Consider the following 17307-nt stretch of genomic DNA (forward strand, 5'->3'; position numbering starts at 1 on the left):
ACTCCTCGTCGATCAGACCGGGGGTTCGAGCACGAGGTCGGTGCGCAGCCGTACCCCGCTCTGGTCCGTCTCGGCCAGCAGGGCCGCGACCGAGCCGCGCCCGGGCAGGACCGCACCCGGATCGGCCTGCGCCCACGGAACCAGGACGAACGCCCGCTCGTGCGCCCGGGGGTGCGGGAGCGTGAGCTCGGGGTCGTCGGACATCAGGGCGCCGACCGCGATGAGGTCCACGTCGAGCGTCCTCGGCCCCCACCGCTCCTTGCGCTCGCGGCCGAAGGCGTTCTCGACGCTCTGCGCGCGGTCCAGCAGCGTGCGGGGGTCGAGCATGCTCTCGGCGATCACCACCGCGTTCAGGTACGGGCCCTGCTCGGGGCCGCCGACCGGATCGGTCTCGTAGACCGGTGACACCGCCACGAACTTGAGGCCGGGGGCGTCGAACAGCGAGTCGAGGGCCCCCTGGAGGTTCTCGATACGGCGGCCGAGGTTGCTGCCGAGCGCGATCACGACCCTCATGCGCGCCCCCTTCTGATCGTCACCACCACGTCGGCGAACGGCAGCGGGATGGGCGCCGCCGGTTTGTGCACGCTGACCTCCGCCTCCTCGACCCGCTCGTGGGCCAGGCAGGCCGCCGCCAGCCGCTCGGCGAGGGTCTCGATGAGGTTGACCGGCTCGCCCTCCACGATGCGGACCAGCTCCCCCGCCAGTGCCCCGTAGTCGACCGTGAGGGTCAGGTCGTCGGCCGCGGCCGCCGGGGCGGTGTCGAAGCGCAGGGCCACGTCGATCACGAACTCCTGGCCCAGCTCGCGCTCGGCGGGCAGGCAGCCGTGCCTGCCGCGGGCCCGCAGGCCCGTCAGCCGCACCGTGTCACGACTGGTCGTCGGCCGCACCGTCAATGCTCCTGCTCCTCCTCGTCGTCGTCATCGTCGCTCTGGAGGACCGGTGAGCCGTGGTAGAGCCACAGCCGCCACCCGGTTCCGGTGCGCACGTAGGTGCTGGACGCGACGACCCGGCCGGCCGCGAAGCCCGGCTCGTCGGTGTCGGCGGCCGTCAGGATGTTCTCCGCGCAGGTGACCACGGCGACGTCCCCGATCACGGTCGTCTGCACGTCGGTCAGCACGAACTGGATGTACGGCGTGTTGGCCATGATGAGCGCCCAGGAGCGGAGCACCTCCGACCGTCCGGTCAGCATGGGCCAGCCCGGATGGACGCACATGGCCGGACGTCCCGGGACGTCCTCGATCCAGATCTCCGACATCGCGTCGAGGTCGCCGCTCTCGATGGCGTTGTAGAACGCCTGGTTGAGCTCCTCGATGTCCTTCATCGGCGTCCCTGTCGGCATCTCGTCACCGGCCCTCGTCAGCGTGTCGTACGCCTGCTGCCCGCCAGGCGGCTGCCACACGCACCGCGTCGGCGTTCGGCCGCACCCGGTGCACCCGCACGCACCAGGCGCCGGACCGCGCCGCGAGCGCGGTGACGGCGAGCGTGGCGTCGTCGCTCCCGTCGAACGGCCTGGGTTCGCCGTCCGGCCCCGCCAGCAGGCGGCCGAGGAAGCGTTTGCGGGACGCTCCGATCAGCAGCGGACGGCCGAGGCGGTTCAGCTCGCCGATGCCGCCCAGCAGGGCCCAGTTGTGTTCGGCGTTCTTGGAGAACCCGAGGCCGGGGTCGAGCACGATCTGCTCCTCCCGCACGCCCTCGGCGAGCACGGAGTCGACCCGCTTGCGCAGCTCCTCCGCCACCTCGGTCACGACGTCGCCGTAGATGGCCCGGCTCTCCATGTCGCGGCTGTGCCCCCGCCAGTGCATCACGACGTACGGCACGCCGGTCGCGGCCACCACCCGCGGCATGGCGGGGTCGGCCAGCCCGCCGCTCACGTCGTTGACGAGCTTCGCCCCGGCCTCGACGGCCGCCTCGGCCACCTCCGCGCGCATGGTGTCGACGCTGACGGTCACGCCCTCCTGGCTGAGCGCGCGGATCACCGGCTCGACGCGGCGGAGCTCCTCCTCCAGGGAGACGCGGGCCGCACCCGGGCGGGTGGACTCGCCGCCCACGTCCACGATGTCGGCGCCCTCGGCCACCAGGTCGAGGCCGTGCCGGATCGCGACGCCGGCGTCGAACCACTGGCCGCCATCGGAGAAGGAGTCGGGGGTCACGTTGACCACGCCCATGACCAGACAGCGCCCAGACTCGGGCATACCGGGCACACTTGCTGCGGTCATGGGGTCAAGACTAGTGCCATGAGGCAGGGTGCTCGTCGGGCAGGAGCGCCGTCCCAACCGGCCCTCGCCCGCGCTCAGCCGCGCAGGATCAGCGACATGGCCTCGGCCCTGGTCGCCTCACAGGTGCGGAAATCGCCGCGGACGGCCGAGGTGAGCGTCTTCGCGCCGGGTTTGCGCACGCCGCGCATGGTCATGCACATGTGCTCGGCCTCGATCACCACGATCACCCCCCGAGGTTCGAGGACCTTCATCAGGCCGTCGGCGATCTGGGAGGTCATCCGCTCCTGGACCTGCGGCCGGCGGGCGTAGACGTCCACCAGCCTGGCCAGCTTGGACAGGCCGGTGATGCGGCCCTTCTCGTTCGGGGTGTAGCCGATGTGGGCCACGCCGTGGAACGGGAGCAGATGGTGCTCGCAGGTGGACATCACCTCGATGTCCTTGACGAGCACCATCTCGTCGTGGTCCGCGTCGAACATCGTGGTCAGCGCGTCCTCGGGGCGCTGGCCGAGCCCGGCGAACTGCTCGGCATACGCCCTGGCCACCCGGGCGGGGGTGTCCCGGAGCCCGTCGCGATCGGGGTCCTCCCCGATCGCGAACAGGATCTCCCGGACCGCCTTCTCGATCCGGTCGTGGTCGAAGCCGGGGGGCGGCCCCGCCATGGGTTCGGCCATGGTCAGGCCTCGTCCCGCTGCGCCGACTGGTCGTTGGCCCACGGCGTCGAGCCGGCGCCGCCGGCGGGCAGCGCCTGGCCGTTGCCGTTGGCGCGCTCCTTCGGGGTGATGACCGGAGGACGGTCGGACGGCAGGCGCTTGCCGTATCCGGCGTAGGAGGGGCGCTTCTCCTTGGGCACGACGGGCGAGAAGATCTCGAGGACCTGCTCCCGGGAGAGCGTCTCCTTCTCCATCAGTTCGAGCACGAGGTTGTCGAGCACGTCGCGGTACTGGACGAGGATCTCCCACGCCTGGTCGTGCGCGCTCTCGATGAGGCGGCGGACCTCCTCGTCGATCGCCGAGGCGATCTGCTCGGAGTAGTCGCGCTCGTGGCCCATCTCACGGCCGAGGAAGACCTCGCCGTTGCCGCTGCCGAACTTGCGGGCGCCGAGCCGCTCGCTCATGCCGTACTCGGTGACCATGCGGCGGGCGATCGAGGTCGCCTTCTCGATGTCGTTGGACGCGCCGGTGGTGGGCTCGTGGAAGACGAGCTCCTCCGCCGTGCGGCCGCCGAGCAGCATGGCGAGCTGGTCCATCATCTCGGACCGGGTCGCCAGGAACTTGTCCTCCATCGGCAGCGTCATCGTGTAACCGAGCGCGCGGCCGCGGGACAGGATCGTGATCTTGTGAACCGGGTCGGAGTTGGGCAGCGCGTGGGCCACCAGGGCGTGGCCGCCCTCGTGGTACGCGATGATCTTCTTCTCCTGGTCCGACATGACCCGGGACTTGCGCTCGGGACCGGCCATCACGCGGTCGATCGACTCCTCCAGAGTCGACATCGTGATGAGCTTCTGGTCCTGACGGGCGGTCAGCAGGGCCGCCTCGTTGATCACGTTGGCGAGGTCGGCGCCGGTGAAGCCGGGGGTCCTGCGGGCGATCACGTCGAGGTCGACGTCCGAGGCGAACGGCTTGCCGCGGCCGTGGACGCGCAGGATGCCCTTGCGGCCCTCCAGGTCGGGCCGGTCGATGACGACCTGCCGGTCGAAGCGGCCGGGACGCAGCAGGGCGGGGTCGAGGATGTCGGGGCGGTTGGTGGCGGCGATGAGGATCACGCCGCCCTTGACGTCGAAGCCGTCCATCTCGACGAGGAGCTGGTTCAGCGTCTGCTCACGCTCGTCGTGGCCGCCGCCCAGGCCCGCGCCGCGGTGCCGGCCGACGGCGTCGATCTCGTCGATGAAGATGATCGCCGGGGCGTTCGCCTTGGCCTGCTCGAACAGGTCGCGGACGCGGGAGGCGCCGACGCCGACGAACATCTCGACGAAGTCGGAACCGGAGATCGAGTAGAACGGCACGCCCGCCTCACCCGCGACGGCGCGCGCGAGCAGGGTCTTGCCGGTGCCGGGCGGGCCGTACAGCAGCACGCCCTTGGGGATCTTCGCGCCGATGGCCTGGAACTTGGCCGGCGCCTGGAGGAACTCCTTGATCTCCTGGAGCTCCTCGATGGCCTCGTCGGCACCCGCCACGTCGGCGAAGGTGGTCTTCGGGGTGTCCTTGGTGATCAGCTTGGCCCGCGACTTGCCGAAGTTCATGACCCGGGAGCCGCCGCCCTGCATCTGGTTCATGATGAACAGGAAGAGCAGCACGACGATGATGATCGGCAGGAAGCTGACCAGCAGGCTCACGAGGAAGTTCTGCTTCGGCACCTCGACCGTCCAGCCCTGGCTGGGCTTGGCCTGGTCGAGCGCCTGCGCGAGCTGGACGCCCTGACCCTCGACCCAGGGGGCCTGGATGCGGTCGGTCGTCTTGCCCGCGACCTCGATGGGCTTGTTCAGTGTCAGCTCGACGCGCTGGTCCTTGTCGACCACGGTCGCGCTCTTGACATTGCCCTGCTGGATCTGCTGGACGACCGTCGAGGTGTCAGCGGTGGCGTAGTTGCCGTCTCCGCCGAACATCGTGGTGACGAGCAGGAGAAGCAATACGATGCCCAGGATCCACAGCAGTGGGCCACGTGTAAATCGCTTGAGATCCATCCGTTGCGGAACCCCGGCGGGCCCGTCCCTTCCTGACCAAGGCCTGCCCCGGGAGAACCCGGGGTCGCGGCATCCCTTACCGCTCCTTCTGACTACCGCGGGCCCGCCTCAGCGGCCTCCCACGGATATCCGAAGGTACACCCGGCAGCCGCGTCGGGTAACTGCCCGAGCGGCTCCGGCTTTGCCTTTCCAACGTACGTCAGCCAACCCCGTGTTCCCCGACCTGGCGCCCAATAACGCACGATTCGAGGGTCACTTCGCTAAGGGCTTACTCCCCTCCGTACACATGAGGCGCAAGAGTCCCGATGAACGGCAGGTTGCGATAGCGCTCCGCGTAATCGAGGCCGAACCCGATGACGAACTCGTTGGGGATGTCAAAACCTACGTAACGGACGTCCAACTCCACCTTCACCGCGTCCGGCTTGCGCAGCAGGGTGCAGATCTCCACGGACGCCGGGTCGCGCGACTTCAGGTTGTTCAGGAGCCACGAAAGCGTCAGCCCGGAGTCGATGATGTCCTCGACCACGAGCACGTGCCGGCCGGCGATGTCGGTGTCGAGGTCCTTCAGCACCCGCACGACACCGGACGACTTGGTCCCGGCGCCGTACGAGGAGACGGCCATCCAGTCCATCTGCACGGGCACGTGCAGCGCGCGGGCGAGGTCGGCCATGACCATGACCGCCCCCTTGAGCACGCCGACGATCAACAGTTCCCTGCCGGCGTAGTCGGCGTCGATCCGGCCCGCCAGTTCCCTGATCTTCTCCTGCAGCTCCTGCTCGGAGATGAGGACTCTGGAGAGATCCTTGCCCATGTCTGCTGCGTCCACCTGGGGTTTTCCTTACGCGAGCGAGAGGTTGTCCACGGCGAACACAAGGGTGCCACAGCGCCTGACCACCCCCACCCCCCCGGGTAGGTCCACCCCCTTCTGCCCGTGCCAGCCGGTCACCAGCCGCTCGACCGCCTCGATGTGCACGGCCGCGAGCGCGGCGGCGTTCGCCCCGGCCTCGACGGCCGCCCGCCGGATGACCCGCCGCCGCACCGCCCCCGGCACGCCGGCCAGCACGGACACGTCCAGCTCCCCGCCCGGACCCCGCGACGTGGCGTGGACGCTGTCCGCCCACTCGTCCAGGGCATCGGCGTCGTCCCGGCACAACCGCGCCGTACGCGCCAGCGCCTCGGCGATCCCCGGCCCCAGCGCGGCCTCCAGCACCGGAAGGGCGTCGCGCCGCACCCGGACCCTGGTGTACGCCGGATCCTCGTTGTGCGGGTCGTCCCAGGGCCGCAGGCCGAGGGCGTCGCACGCCTGCCTGGTCCGCTCGCGGCCGAGCCCCAGCAGGGGGCGCCGGTAGATTCCGGTGACCTCCGCCATGCCGGACAGCGACCGGGTGCCGCTGCCCCGGGCCAGGCGCAGCAGCACGGTCTCCGCCTGGTCGTCGCGGGTGTGGCCGAGCAGGACCGCGGCGGCGCCCAGCCGGCCTGCGGCGGCGGACAGCGCGGCGTAGCGGGCCTCCCGCGCCGCGGCCTCGGGTCCCCCGGCCGTGCCGACCGTGACGGTCAGCGCCTCGGCCGGGTCGAGGCCGAGCGAGTGCGCGAGCCGTACGACGTCGCGGGCGCGCCCGGCCGAGCCCTCCTGAAGGCCGTGGTCGACGGTCAGCAGCCCGGCGCTCAGGCCGAGGCGCGGGGCCGCGAAAGCGGTGGCCGCCGCCAGCGCCAGCGAGTCGGCGCCGCCGCTGCAGGCCACGAGGACGAGCGGCGACTCCGCCACGTCGCGCGGGACGGCGAGGTCCGCGAGCGAGAGCCGTACGGCACGGCGGACGTCGGCGACGGCGGGATGCGGGCCCATGCCGCCATTCTGGCGGCGCCGCTCGCGAGCCGGGTAACGCCCGCGGCCCGGACGCTGCATGATCACGAAAGACGTCTGGCCAGGTCAGCCCGGAAACGCCGGATTATTTGCATGATCACGAATGGTTGCGATGCAGGTCAGAGGGAGTCTCTGCGACAAATTACAAGATCACGCTGGTGGAAAGGGGGGTCAGGAGGTGGAGGTGAGGACGCGGGACATCCAGGCGTGCGGGTCCGCGATCTCCCGGCGGTCGGGCAGGGTCTCCGGCGAGGTCCACACCTTGTTGAAGGACTCCATGCCAGCCTCGTCCACGACGGTGCGCACGAAATGGGAGCCCTCGGCGTACTGCTTCATCTTGAGCTCGATGCCGAGCAGCCGGCGGACGAGCTGGTCGAAGCGCGAGCCGCCCTCGCGGCGGCGCTGGAACTTGGCGCGGATCTCGGCGACCGACGGCACCACCGACGGGCCCACCGCGTCCATGACGTAGTCGCCGTGCCCCTCCACCAGCGTCATCACGGCCGTCACCCGGTCGAGCACGGCCTTCTGCTCGGGCGTCTGGATGGCCTCGATGAGGTTGCCCTCGCCGCCCCTGAAGGCGTCGGCCACCGCGTCGGAGGCGGCGCGCAGGCGCTCCAGCAGGGTCGTCAGGTCCATCTCTGACGCGAGAAGGAACTCGGTCATCTGGCCGCGGACGTACTCGCGCAGCCAGGGGACGCCGGTGAACTGCACCCGGTGGGTCTCCTCGTGCAGGCACACCCACAGGCGGAAGTCACGGGGATCGACGCCCAGCTCGCGCTCGGCGTGCACGATGTTGGGCGCCACCAGCGTCAGCCGCCCGGTCGGGGCGTTGCCCGAGGGATCGGGCGGGAGGAACAGCTCGTACTGCCCGAGCACCCGCGAGGCGAGGAAGGCCAGCACCGCGCCGACCTCGAGCCCGGTGATGCGCGAGCCGACCGCGCCGACGACCGCCGGCATGTTCGACATCTTCTGCGTCAGCGGCTCCAGGACGACCCGGAAGCCGTCCACGTTCGCGCGGATCCACCCGGGGCGGTCGACCACGGTCGCCGCCTCCGGCGGCGCGGAGTCGATGCGGGTGAACTCCCGCACGTGCCCCTCGGCGTCCCGCGACAGCCGCCGCAGTTCGAGGACCGCCTGCCTGGCCTCCTCGCGGCTCACCTGAGGGCCCGGGCGCACGAGGCGCACCCCGGTCGAGACGGCCAGATCCCAGTCGATCACCTGCATACCCACCACCGTACGTTCTTCGCCTTCTCGCCGCGCATGCAGTCGCGAGGGGGACGGTCAGCTCTGGGAGACGATCGTGGCCATCTTGTCGAGCGCCGCGATCGCCTCCGGCGGGTTGGCCACCTGGTCGGCCATGAACGCGAAGGTCAGCAACCGGCCGTCGGAGGTGTACGCGATGCCTGCCAGGGTGTTCACCCCGTTCAAAGTGCCCGTCTTCGCGCGTACCAATCCGGCGCCCGCCTTCGAATCGGACTTCTCATAGCGGTTGTGCAGAGTCCCGGTGAATCCCGCGACCGGCAGCCCGCTGATCAGCGAGTGCAGCTCCGGATGGGCGGAGGACGCCGCCACGGCCAGGATGCGGGCGAGGGCGGTCGGCGTGATCCGGTTCTTCGTGGAGAGCCCGCTGCCGTCGTGGACCTCCACACCGTCGCTCACCCCGAGGCGGGTCAGCACGCGCCGGACCGCCGCGGGCACGCCCTCGAAGGTGTGCGGGAGACCTTCCTTGACGGCCGCGTGGCGGGCGAGCGCCTCGGCGAGGTCGTTGTCACTGTGCGTGAGCATCCGCTCGACGAGCGCGTAGACCGGGCCGGACTCGACCCGGGCCAGTTCCTGCGCGGTGGGCGCCGCCTTGGCCGAGTCGACCTTCTTGCCGACCTTGATGCCGTTCTTCCTGAGCAGCGAGGCGAACGCGTCGGCGGTCGCCCGTGCCGGATCCGGATAGCGCGCGCCGTTGCGGGCCCGGCCCTCGTCCATCATGAGCGCGGCCACGGGGGCGACGCTGCCCTCCGGGATGTACGTCGGCTTCCAGCCCGGCGCCGTCCGCGGCCCGGTGAACAGCGAGGTGTCGTACGACAGGTCCACCGAGGCGAGGTTCGCCGCCTTGAGCGCCTTGGCCGTGCTCGAGGCGAGCCGGGCGAGCGACGCCGGCCGCGGGTAGATCCGCTTCTGCTCCGCGGCGCCGGTGGCCGGGCCGGCCAGGGTCGGGTCGCCGCCGCCGACCAGGACGATCGACGTTGCGGAGCTCCCCCGCACGACCCGGGTGGCCAGGCGGGCGTCCGGCCCCACCGTGGCCAGCACCGTCAGCGCGGTGACCACCTTGGTGGTCGAGGCGGGGGTGATGGCGGTGCCGGAGCGGCCGTCGTATATCGGTTGTCCCGTGACGGCGTCGAGCACGATCCCGGCCACGCTGCCGCCCAATGCGGGGTCACCCATCGCAGCGGCGAGCCGGGTGGTCAAAGTACCCTTGGCGGGGAGAGCCCCGTCCCCCGCCGCGGCCAGAACCGGACCCGCGGTCACCAGGGGGATCGGGGTCGGCTTCGGAGACGCGACCGGAGCCGGGGTCCTGTCGGCGTCATGGGTGACCAAATAAATGCCCGCGAGGACGACGAAGATCTGCAGCAGGGCGAGGGTGGCCACCACCATCCACCGCTCACGTCGCACCACTACGCCCTCATTTCGCGCCGACCCTGACCACGCCTACGAGACATTAACGCCCACCCGGGAGACCGGGGACTCATGCGGAGGAACGAGTGGAGTTCGACGTTGTCGTTGAGATTCCCAAGGGACAACGGAACAAGTACGAGGTTGACCACAAGACCGGCCGCATACGTCTGGATCGCCTGCTTTTCACCTCGACCCAGTACCCCGCCGACTACGGGTTCATCGAGAACACCCTCGGCGAGGACGGCGACCCGCTCGACGCGCTCGTGCTGCTCCAGGAGCCGACCTTCCCCGGCTGCCTGATCAGCTGCCGCGCCGTCGGGATGTTCCGGATGACCGACGAGAAGGGCGGCGACGACAAGGTCCTGTGCGTCCCGGCGACCGATCCGCGGATGGAGCACATCCGCGACATCCACCACGTCGCCGAGTTCGACCGGCTGGAAATACAGCACTTCTTCGAGGTCTACAAGGACCTGGAGCCCGGCAAGTCCGTCGAGGGCGCCAACTGGGTCGGGCGCGTCGAGGCCGAGGCCGAGATCCTCGCCAGCATCGAGCGGTTCCGGGAGACCGAGCACCACGACGAGGAGCACTGAGTCAGGAAGTGTCCCGCGGATCTTGCCGTGGCGAGGATCGTCCAGGTGGATGCATCGCGAGGCCGAGGAGGAGCCCATAGCGGATGAGCTATGGGTGACGACGAGCACGCAGCGAGGCGCCGCCTGGGCGACCGCAGTAGACAGCAGATCCAAGGGGCGCGACCTAGCCCGGCCGGGTGGCGCCGACGAGATCGTGGCGCCAGATGGGCGAGATGCGCACCACGTCCCCCGTCCGGGGGGCGTGGACCATCATGCCGCGCCCGATGTAGATGCCCACGTGATGGATGGTGCCGGGATTACGGCTCAAGCGGCCGTAGAAGATGAGGTCGCCGGTGCGCAGTTCCTTGAGGGGGACGTGCCGTCCCGAGGTCCACTGCGTGCCGGTCCAGTGATCGAGTGACACCCCGGCCCGCTGCCAGGCCCGCATCGTCAGCCCCGAGCAGTCGAACCCCGACGGGCCCGCGGCGGCCCATACGTACGGCTTGCCGATCTGTTTGAGCGCCCACTGGGCGGCCTGCTCGCCGGGCCCCGACCCGAGCCGGCCCGTCCACGCCGGCACCGCCAGGCTTCTGCCGACGGGGAGAGACACCCTCCCGGCGGACTGCCGGGCCTTCGTTCTCGCCTGTTTCAGCTCGTCCACGCGGTCACGGGCGACCTCCAGCCGTTTGGAGATCTCCGCTTTCTCCCGCTCGATGCGCTGGGTCTGTTCGAGCTGGTCCTCGACGGCCCGCTGTGCCGCGTCCTTCGCCTGCCGCACCTCGTCGGCGCTGCGCGACTGCTCGGAGTAGGCGCGGGCCGCCTGTTCTCGGAGGATCTCGAAGACCTGTTGCGCGTCTTCCAGGCGTTGCAGCGTGGCGACCTGTTCGTCGCCCAGCTGCGTCAGCACGCTGGCTCTTCGCAGGAAGCCCCGCATGTCGTGCAGACCGCCGAGCATGGCCGCGGTGGACGGCGACAGCCGCAGCCCGCCGTACGCTTCGGCCACTCTCGCCGCCACCTCGCCGCGCAGCCGGTCGACCTGGCCGGCCGCCTGGCGGACCCGCCGTGCCGACTGCTCGTACGCGGCACGCGCCTGCTCGAGCTGGACGAGCTCCCCGTTGTAGGCCTCCACGAGCCGCTCGGCCTCGGCGTCCAGCGTCTCCTTGCCGGCCTGCGCGGCCGCGAGATCGGCCTCGGCCCTGCCCAGTTCGCGTACGCGCTCCTGCACCTGCTGCCGCGCCTTGGCGACGTCCTTGGCCGACGGCTTCGGATCGGCTCCGGCCGGCGCCCCCAAGGTCAGGACGAGGCTTGACCCGAGCCCGGCGACCAGCCCCGACGCTCTGAGGAGTGGCATTACTTCCCCTTCCTTGCTCCACTCCCCTCACTTCCCGGCGACTACTCTCCGTACACATCTAAGCCACGCCTAGTAATCGACCTATGTGGTAGGTCGTCCCGATAAGGCAGGGAAAGAGGTGGGCCGTTGTCCGAAAAGCCCCTCTATGTGGCCTTCGGACCGGCCGGGGCCGGGCCGTTGCCGAAACCGTGCCCGCCTCCGGGACCGTGCCCGCCTCCGGATCCTCCGGGACGTCCGGGCCCGCCGGGGCTTCCGGCCGCGGTATCGCCGGCCGCGCCACGATGCTCGGCGTCCTTCGGAGCGTCTTCCCGGGCGCGCACGTCCGGCGGATGGCCGTTGCCGCGGCCCGGGCCGTCACGGCGCGAGCCGTCCCCGCCGGACTCACCACGGCCGGACTCACCGCGGCCGGACTCACCGCGGCCGGACTCATTGCGGCTCGGGCGCTCGGGAGCGGCGCCGCCGTACCGGGCGGGCCGCGGCCCGGGGAGGGGCCGGCCGCCGTCCCCGGCGCCCCGGGCCTCGCGCCCGCTGCCGGGTGCTCCGCCGTGTCCTCCGCCGTGTCCTCCGACCTGTCCTCCGCGTACGGGCGGAACGGCCGGGGGCCCGCCGTGGCCGCCGGAGGGCCCGTGGGGCGGCGCGGGAGTCGGCGGGCACTCCCAGTGGGGACGGGGATGGTGCTGGTGGTCGCGCCAGGGCGGACGGTGTCCCGGCCAGTGCGCCGGAGGCGGCCCGCCCCTCGGCGGCCGGCCCGAACCGGGCTCTCCGGAACCCGGCCCACCGGAGCCGGAGCCGGACCCACCGGGGCTGGGCTCCGTGCCGGGGCTGACGGGCGTGATGGTGGGCACGGGTGTCGGGCCGGACGGCGAGGCCCCCGGACTCGGCACGGTGGCGGACGGCGCGCCGGTGGGACGCACGGATGGTCTCACTGGCGGTCTCACCGGCGGCGCGGGACGGTGCGGCCGTCCGGCGGAGGGTGGCGCGGGTGGGGGCAGGGGCGCCGGGCGCGGCAGGGCGACCGGCCGCACGGGCGCGATGGGCTCGGCCGGGTCCCGGGAGGCCGGGGGCGCGGGCGAGCCCGCCGTGGCCCCGTCGTCGGCCCCGCCGGACGCGCCCTCGGACCCCTCCGGTGACACGGTGCCGTCGCCGGTGGCGGCGGACGGACTGACCGGGGCCCCGGCCGTGGGGAGCCGATGCGGGGCGATCGTGTCGGCCGCCTGCTCGCGCAGGTCCCCGGCGAACTGGGCGAACACGAGCGCGATCGTCGCCACCGCCGCCAGGGCGGCCACGGCGCCGGCCACGGCCTGTGCCAGCCTGCCCTCGCGGCGGCCGGCCCTCGGGAAGCCCGCGGCGTTCAGCTTGCCCACGCGCTTGGCGACGTACCGCCGGTAGGGGACGAGTTCGGGGTCGATGAAGCTGCTGAGCACCCGCACCCGCAGCGTCTCCGGCAGGGCGACCTGGGGGAGCAGGCCGAACACCTTGGCCGCGGAGACCTGCCGGACACGCTGACGTCCGCAGGTCTCGCACCGCGCGAGGTGCCGGATCAGCTGGGCCCGCGCCTGCGGGGTGAGCTCTCCCGTGAACCCCGCGAGGATCGCGGACGCCCGCTCGCAGTCGCGGGCGGCGCGCCTGGCCAGGATCTCGGCGGTCACCGTCTCGCGCAGGCGTTCGGTGGCCGCGTCGAGGAGCCCTTCGGCGTACCCCTCGCCCGTGCCGAGCACGGCGGCCAGGTCCTGGCCGGTCATCCCGTGCCTGGCCGCGAGTTCGAGCACCTCCCGGTCCTCGGGGGACAGCGCCCCCACCGCGCTGCCGGCGACGATGCGCAGGTCGGTCCCCTCGGCCGTCGCGCCGTCGGCCGCGATGCCGGGGAAGGGCACGGTGGCGACGGGAATCGGCCCGGTGCCGGGCTCGTCCTCCGGTCCGGGCGTGCGGCGGCGCATGCACTCGCCCCGGGCCAGGGCGTACAACCAGGGACGGAACCGGTGCGGATCGGCCAGCGAGCCGACGAGGGCCTCGGCGGCGATCAGCGTGTCGCGCAGCGCGACCTGGGCGGCGTCGGGCCCGGCCAGCAACGTGCGGCAGTACCGGTAAAGGTTCTCCGCGTATGTGTCATAAAGGGCGGCCAGCGCTCCAGGATCCCGGGCTCGCAACGCCTCGACCAGGACGCCATCATTCATATAACGGAGCGTAAATGCTCGGTAACTCCCCGCTCCACCCATTCAGGCGAAGTCGCGTAACTACACGGCGGACTTTTACGCTCCACCATCCAAACGAACTGCCGCGATTCGCCGCCTTATTGCGCAATCAATCACGATAAATCCGGGCAGTCGTACGGATGCCGTCACTCCCGTACGGTCATTCCCGCCTCCGCGCACCCCCGGGCGAGATTCTCCAGCCCGAAGGCGTCCACGGGCCCCAGTGCGCCGGTGCCGTGCACGCCCTCCGCGAGCGCCGTCGCCGCCCCCCAGGCCAGCACGCCGGCCGTGAACTCGTACGGGTCGCCGCCGGCGACGTGGACGGCGGCCAGGCGGCGGCCTTCCGCGTCGTACGCCTCGGCCACGATGCGCGACGACACGCCCGCCGCGGCGGGCGCGCCTCCCCCGCCCGTACGCAGCACCCGGTCGGCGAGCGCCTCGGTCGCCCGCCGGACCCCGGGCACCGCGCCGATGACGGGGGTCGCCCTGGCCAGCACGCCCGCGACCCTGGTGAGCCCGCCCAGCCAGCCGAGATAGACGTTCACCTCACGCAGACCGGCGTGCGCGGGCGGCAGCGTGAAGTGCTCGGACGCGCCGATGGACAGCCCGTGCCGGACCCGGCCGTCCACGACGAACCTGCGGGTGCGGCCGTGCTCGGGGACGATGCGGCCCTCGCGGAAGCCGTACATCGGTTCGAGGATCATTCCCAGCGCCGAGGCGCGGGTCCCCGCGCTGGCGCGGCGCGCCATGCCGCCCTCCACGAAATAGCCGACGTCCACGCGGACGGCCCCCGGCCCGGCCTTGCCCAGGGCCAGGGCCGCGGCGAGGTTGCCGGGCACGTAGTCGTACCCGAAGGCGGTGATCAGGGCGGCACCCCTGGCCGCCGCGGCGGGGCCGTACCGCTGGAAGATCCGCTTGATGAACGTGGGCTCTCCGGTGGTGTCGAGGTAGACCGCGCCCGCCTCCGTCGCGGCGGCGACCGCGGCCTCTCCCCACCGGACGAACGGGCCGACCGTCGAGATCAGCACGTCGCCGCGCGCGACGATCCGGCGTAGGGACTCGGGGCGGCCGACGTCGGCGACCGCGATGGACACGTCGCCGCCCAGCGAGTCGGCGAGGGCGGCCAGCCGCGTCTGGTCCCGGCCCGCCAGCAACGGCCGGGCCCCGCGCGCGACGAGCGCCTCGGCGGTGAGCCTGCCGGTGAAACCGGTGGCTCCGAACAGCACGATCCTGGGGGTGGCCATCCCGCTACGGTAACCCGCCCGCCCCGTCAAGATCGGCAGTGGGCCGCTCACTGGCGCCGGTCGTTGGGTGGCGGATACCCGCGGTCCTTGGCGAACGGCTCCGTCGTCGGCGCGACCGTGTGCAGCGGGACGGCCCCGGCCCCGGCCAGCTCCTCGTACGCCTTGGCGGTCGAGCCCCAGGTCGTGGCCTGCACGTCGGTCGCCCCGACGGAGCCGCGCACGCCCTCGACGGTGATGACGAACCGGCGCCTGGCACCCGGACGCACGTCGTCCACGTACGACGTGGCCCCGCCGACGAGCGTGCCCGCGGCGTCGCGCAACAGGGCCGTGACGGCGAGGCCGGCGGCGGGCTTGCGGAACGGGTCCAGCACGTAGCCGGTGACGAGGTAGGACCCGTTCTTCAGCTTGTCCGTGCGGACGTCCGAGATCGGGAACTTGAGGAACGCCGACGGGGTGCGCGGGATCGGCCGCCACGAGGCGGGACGGTAGTCGATCTTCACCCGGACCGGCTGGGCGGCGGCCGTGACCTGGCCGCTGAAGGCCAGCGGGCGGCCGGGCGGCACCGCGTCCAGCGGCTGTTCCAGGTGCACGACCTCCTTGCCGCCGGCGTCGACCGCCGTGACCACGGCGACGGCGTTCTCCCCGAAGTGCCAGCGGTTGGGGTTGCTCAGCACCCCCGCCCAGCTCACCGCGTACCCGGCTCCCGAGCGCACGATCGAGGACACCTGTTCCTTCAGGGCCAGCGGTCGCGGGCCCTCCTGATTGTCATTCCTCGCGCACGACGCCATCGCCAGCGCGGCGAAGGCGAGTGCGGCGGTCATGTGGCAACGTCGCGTCACTTAGCCGTCATAACCCCTGAATGGGACGCCGCCTCCGGGACACGCGCGCTCCCGCCGGTATCTTTACCGCCCGACTATCGGGGGCGGACCACCCGGGTCTCGTCCCAGACGGGCTCCGGCGACTCGTAGACCCTGCCGTCCGACCCGAAGACGAGGTAGCGGTCGAAGTCGGCCGCGAACCAGCGGTCGTGGGTCACCGCGAGCACGGTGCCCGCGAAGGCGTCCAGGCCCTGCTGCAGGGCCTCGGCGCTGGCCAGGTCGAGGTTGTCGGTCGGCTCGTCGAGCAGCAGCAGCGTGGCGCCGGACAGTTCGAGCAGCAGGATCTGCAGCCGGGCCTGCTGGCCGCCCGACAGCGTCTCGAACCGCTGCTCGGCGACCCGGCCGGCGAGCTCGTAGCGGGCCAGGGCCTTCATCGCCTCGTTCTTCAGCCGGGCGTGCTCGGTCATGACGATCTCGCAGGGCGTACGGCCGATCAGTTCCGGCCGGGCGTGGGTCTGGGCGAAGTGCCCAGGGACCACCCGCGCGCCGAGCCGCATCGTGCCCGAATGACGCACGTCCTCCCCCGCCACCAGTCGCAGGAAGTGCGACTTGCCCGACCCGTTCGAGCCGAGGACGGCCACCCGCTCGCCGTACCAGACCTCCAGGTCGAAGGGCTTCATAAGGCCGGTCAGCTCCAGGGCCTCGCACATCACCGCCCGCTTGCCCGTACGGCCGCCGCGCAGCCGCATGCTGATGACCTGGTCCTTCGGCGCGACCTCCGGCGGCCCGGCCTCCTCGAACCGGCGCAGCCGGGTCTGGGCGGCGTGGTAGGCGGGGGCCATGCCGTCGTTGTAGGTGGCCTTCTGCTTGAGCATGACCACCAGGCGCCTGAGCTTGGCGTGCTCCTCGTCCCAGCGCCTGCGCAGCTCGTCGAGCCGCTCGTTGCGCTCCCGCCGCGCCTCGGCGTACGTCGCGAAGCCGCCGCCGTGGATCCAGACGTTGCCGGACTCGACCGTGACGATCCGGTCGGCGGCGTTGGCGAGCAGCTGCCGGTCGTGGGAGACCAGCAGCACGGTCTTGGGCGTCTCGCGCAGCGCCGTCTCCAGCCACACCTTGCCCGGCACGTCGAGGTAGTTGTCGGGCTCGTCGAGCAGCAGCACCTGGTCGGGGCCGCGCAGCAGCGCCTCCAGCACCAGCCTCTTCTGCTCGCCGCCGGACAGCGTGGCGACCTCGCGATACTTCACCCGGTCGTACGGCGCGCCGAGGGCGGCCATCGCGCAGGCGTCCCAGAGCACCTCGATGTCGTAGCCCCCGGCGTCCCCGTAGTCGGTGATCGCCTGGGCGTACCGCATCTGGGTCTTCTCGTCGTCGCGCTCCATCATCACGAGCTCGGCGGCGTGGAGCCGTTCCGCCGCCGTCCTGACGCGCTCGGGCGCGACGCTGAGCAGCAGGTCCTGGACGGTGCGGCCGTCCCGGATGTTGCCGACGAACTGCCGCATCACCCCGAGGCCGCCCGAATGGGCCACGGTGCCCTCGACCGGCTGGAGATCGCCCGCGATCATCCGCAGCAGCGTCGTCTTGCCCGCGCCGTTCGGGCCGACCAGGGCCGCCTTGACGCCCTCGCCCACACGGAACGACACGTCGTTCAGCAGCATCCTGCCGTCCGGCAGCACATGCGTCAGATGCCCGACCTCGACGTGCCCCACCAG

The 17307-nt window shown here is 71.9% G+C and carries 16 protein-coding genes; 1 reads left to right on the forward strand and 15 read right to left on the reverse strand.

Annotated features, from left to right (window positions below; all coding sequences use genetic code 11):
* Positions 1-12: 12 nt before the first annotated feature.
* From folK to dacB, 10 genes are all read right to left on the reverse strand, one after another.
* Positions 13-513, reverse strand: a complete 501-nt coding sequence (gene folK / locus AAH991_RS00100) for a 2-amino-4-hydroxy-6-hydroxymethyldihydropteridine diphosphokinase (protein WP_346223857.1) — start codon at positions 511-513, stop codon at positions 13-15.
* Positions 510-887: a dihydroneopterin aldolase gene (gene folB / locus AAH991_RS00105; protein WP_346223858.1), complete on the reverse strand. Its 378-nt coding sequence runs from the start codon at positions 885-887 to the stop codon at positions 510-512. The genes folK and folB overlap by 4 nt, the downstream gene beginning before the upstream one ends.
* Positions 888-889: 2 nt before the next feature.
* Positions 890-1339, reverse strand: coding sequence for a nuclear transport factor 2 family protein (locus AAH991_RS00110; RefSeq protein WP_346223859.1), 450 nt, complete (start codon positions 1337-1339; stop codon positions 890-892).
* Between the two features lie 4 nt (positions 1340-1343).
* Positions 1344-2216, reverse strand: coding sequence for a dihydropteroate synthase (gene folP, locus AAH991_RS00115; RefSeq protein WP_346223860.1), 873 nt, complete (start codon positions 2214-2216; stop codon positions 1344-1346).
* A gap of 74 nt (positions 2217-2290) precedes the next feature.
* Positions 2291-2887 carry a GTP cyclohydrolase I FolE gene (folE, locus tag AAH991_RS00120; RefSeq protein WP_346223861.1) on the reverse strand — a complete coding sequence of 199 codons (597 nt, stop codon included), beginning with the start codon at positions 2885-2887 and terminating at the stop codon, positions 2291-2293.
* Positions 2888-2889: 2 nt separating this feature from the next.
* On the reverse strand, positions 2890-4896 hold the full coding sequence (gene ftsH / locus AAH991_RS00125; RefSeq protein ID WP_346223862.1) for an ATP-dependent zinc metalloprotease FtsH: 2007 nt from the start codon (positions 4894-4896) through the stop codon (positions 2890-2892).
* A 268-nt stretch (positions 4897-5164) separates the two neighbouring features.
* Entirely contained in the window at positions 5165-5722 is a 558-nt protein-coding gene (gene hpt, locus AAH991_RS00130) for a hypoxanthine phosphoribosyltransferase (RefSeq protein WP_346223863.1), read from the reverse strand.
* A 12-nt stretch (positions 5723-5734) separates the two neighbouring features.
* Positions 5735-6739 carry a tRNA lysidine(34) synthetase TilS gene (gene tilS / locus AAH991_RS00135; RefSeq protein ID WP_346223864.1) on the reverse strand — a complete coding sequence of 335 codons (1005 nt, stop codon included), beginning with the start codon at positions 6737-6739 and terminating at the stop codon, positions 5735-5737.
* 189 nt (positions 6740-6928) lie between these two features.
* Positions 6929-7981, reverse strand: a complete 1053-nt coding sequence (locus AAH991_RS00140; protein ID WP_346223865.1) for an Rv3626c family coenzyme F420 biosynthesis-associated protein — start codon at positions 7979-7981, stop codon at positions 6929-6931.
* A gap of 57 nt (positions 7982-8038) precedes the next feature.
* The gene (gene dacB, locus AAH991_RS00145) at positions 8039-9424 is read right to left on the reverse strand and encodes a D-alanyl-D-alanine carboxypeptidase/D-alanyl-D-alanine endopeptidase (RefSeq protein ID WP_346223866.1); all 1386 of its coding nucleotides are present in this window, start codon (positions 9422-9424) and stop codon (positions 8039-8041) included.
* 86 nt (positions 9425-9510) lie between these two features.
* Between dacB and AAH991_RS00150 the strand changes: the two genes are divergently transcribed.
* Positions 9511-10014: an inorganic diphosphatase gene (locus tag AAH991_RS00150; RefSeq protein ID WP_346223867.1), complete on the forward strand. Its 504-nt coding sequence runs from the start codon at positions 9511-9513 to the stop codon at positions 10012-10014.
* A gap of 163 nt (positions 10015-10177) precedes the next feature.
* Here the strand turns inward: AAH991_RS00150 and AAH991_RS00155 are convergent, their stop codons facing one another.
* The 5 genes from AAH991_RS00155 to AAH991_RS00175 all read right to left on the reverse strand — a co-directional run bounded on the left by AAH991_RS00155 (position 10178) and on the right by AAH991_RS00175 (position 17304).
* A complete protein-coding gene (locus tag AAH991_RS00155) occupies positions 10178-11344 on the reverse strand; it encodes a C40 family peptidase (protein WP_346223868.1) in 1167 nt (388 codons plus the stop codon).
* Between the two features lie 143 nt (positions 11345-11487).
* Positions 11488-13518, reverse strand: coding sequence for a sigma-70 family RNA polymerase sigma factor (locus AAH991_RS00160; protein WP_346223869.1), 2031 nt, complete (start codon positions 13516-13518; stop codon positions 11488-11490).
* 164 nt (positions 13519-13682) lie between these two features.
* Entirely contained in the window at positions 13683-14780 is a 1098-nt protein-coding gene (locus tag AAH991_RS00165) for a saccharopine dehydrogenase NADP-binding domain-containing protein (RefSeq protein WP_346223870.1), read from the reverse strand.
* Positions 14781-14827: 47 nt separating this feature from the next.
* Complete coding sequence (locus tag AAH991_RS00170; RefSeq protein WP_346223871.1) at positions 14828-15601, reverse strand: FxLYD domain-containing protein; 774 nt, start codon at positions 15599-15601, stop codon at positions 14828-14830.
* 92 nt (positions 15602-15693) lie between these two features.
* Complete coding sequence (locus tag AAH991_RS00175; RefSeq protein WP_346223872.1) at positions 15694-17304, reverse strand: ABC-F family ATP-binding cassette domain-containing protein; 1611 nt, start codon at positions 17302-17304, stop codon at positions 15694-15696.
* Positions 17305-17307: the final 3 nt, after the last annotated feature.

It is taken from the genome of Microbispora sp. ZYX-F-249 (assembly GCF_039649665.1).
Lineage (GTDB): Bacteria > Actinomycetota > Actinomycetes > Streptosporangiales > Streptosporangiaceae > Microbispora > Microbispora maris.

Coding starts and splice junctions, on each gene's coding strand:
- folE (WP_346223861.1), bottom strand. CDS start 2,887: ATGGCCGAACCCATGGCGGGGCCGCCCCCCGGCTTCGACCACGACCGG.
- AAH991_RS00165 (WP_346223870.1), bottom strand. CDS start 14,780: ATGGCCACCCCCAGGATCGTGCTGTTCGGAGCCACCGGTTTCACCGGC.
- AAH991_RS00155 (WP_346223868.1), bottom strand. CDS start 11,344: ATGCCACTCCTCAGAGCGTCGGGGCTGGTCGCCGGGCTCGGGTCAAGC.
- folK (WP_346223857.1), bottom strand. CDS start 513: ATGAGGGTCGTGATCGCGCTCGGCAGCAACCTCGGCCGCCGTATCGAG.
- AAH991_RS00110 (WP_346223859.1), bottom strand. CDS start 1,339: ATGCCGACAGGGACGCCGATGAAGGACATCGAGGAGCTCAACCAGGCG.
- ftsH (WP_346223862.1), bottom strand. CDS start 4,896: ATGGATCTCAAGCGATTTACACGTGGCCCACTGCTGTGGATCCTGGGC.
- AAH991_RS00140 (WP_346223865.1), bottom strand. CDS start 7,981: ATGCAGGTGATCGACTGGGATCTGGCCGTCTCGACCGGGGTGCGCCTC.
- AAH991_RS00170 (WP_346223871.1), bottom strand. CDS start 15,601: ATGACCGCCGCACTCGCCTTCGCCGCGCTGGCGATGGCGTCGTGCGCG.
- AAH991_RS00160 (WP_346223869.1), bottom strand. CDS start 13,518: ATGAATGATGGCGTCCTGGTCGAGGCGTTGCGAGCCCGGGATCCTGGA.
- tilS (WP_346223864.1), bottom strand. CDS start 6,739: ATGGGCCCGCATCCCGCCGTCGCCGACGTCCGCCGTGCCGTACGGCTC.
- folP (WP_346223860.1), bottom strand. CDS start 2,216: ATGACCGCAGCAAGTGTGCCCGGTATGCCCGAGTCTGGGCGCTGTCTG.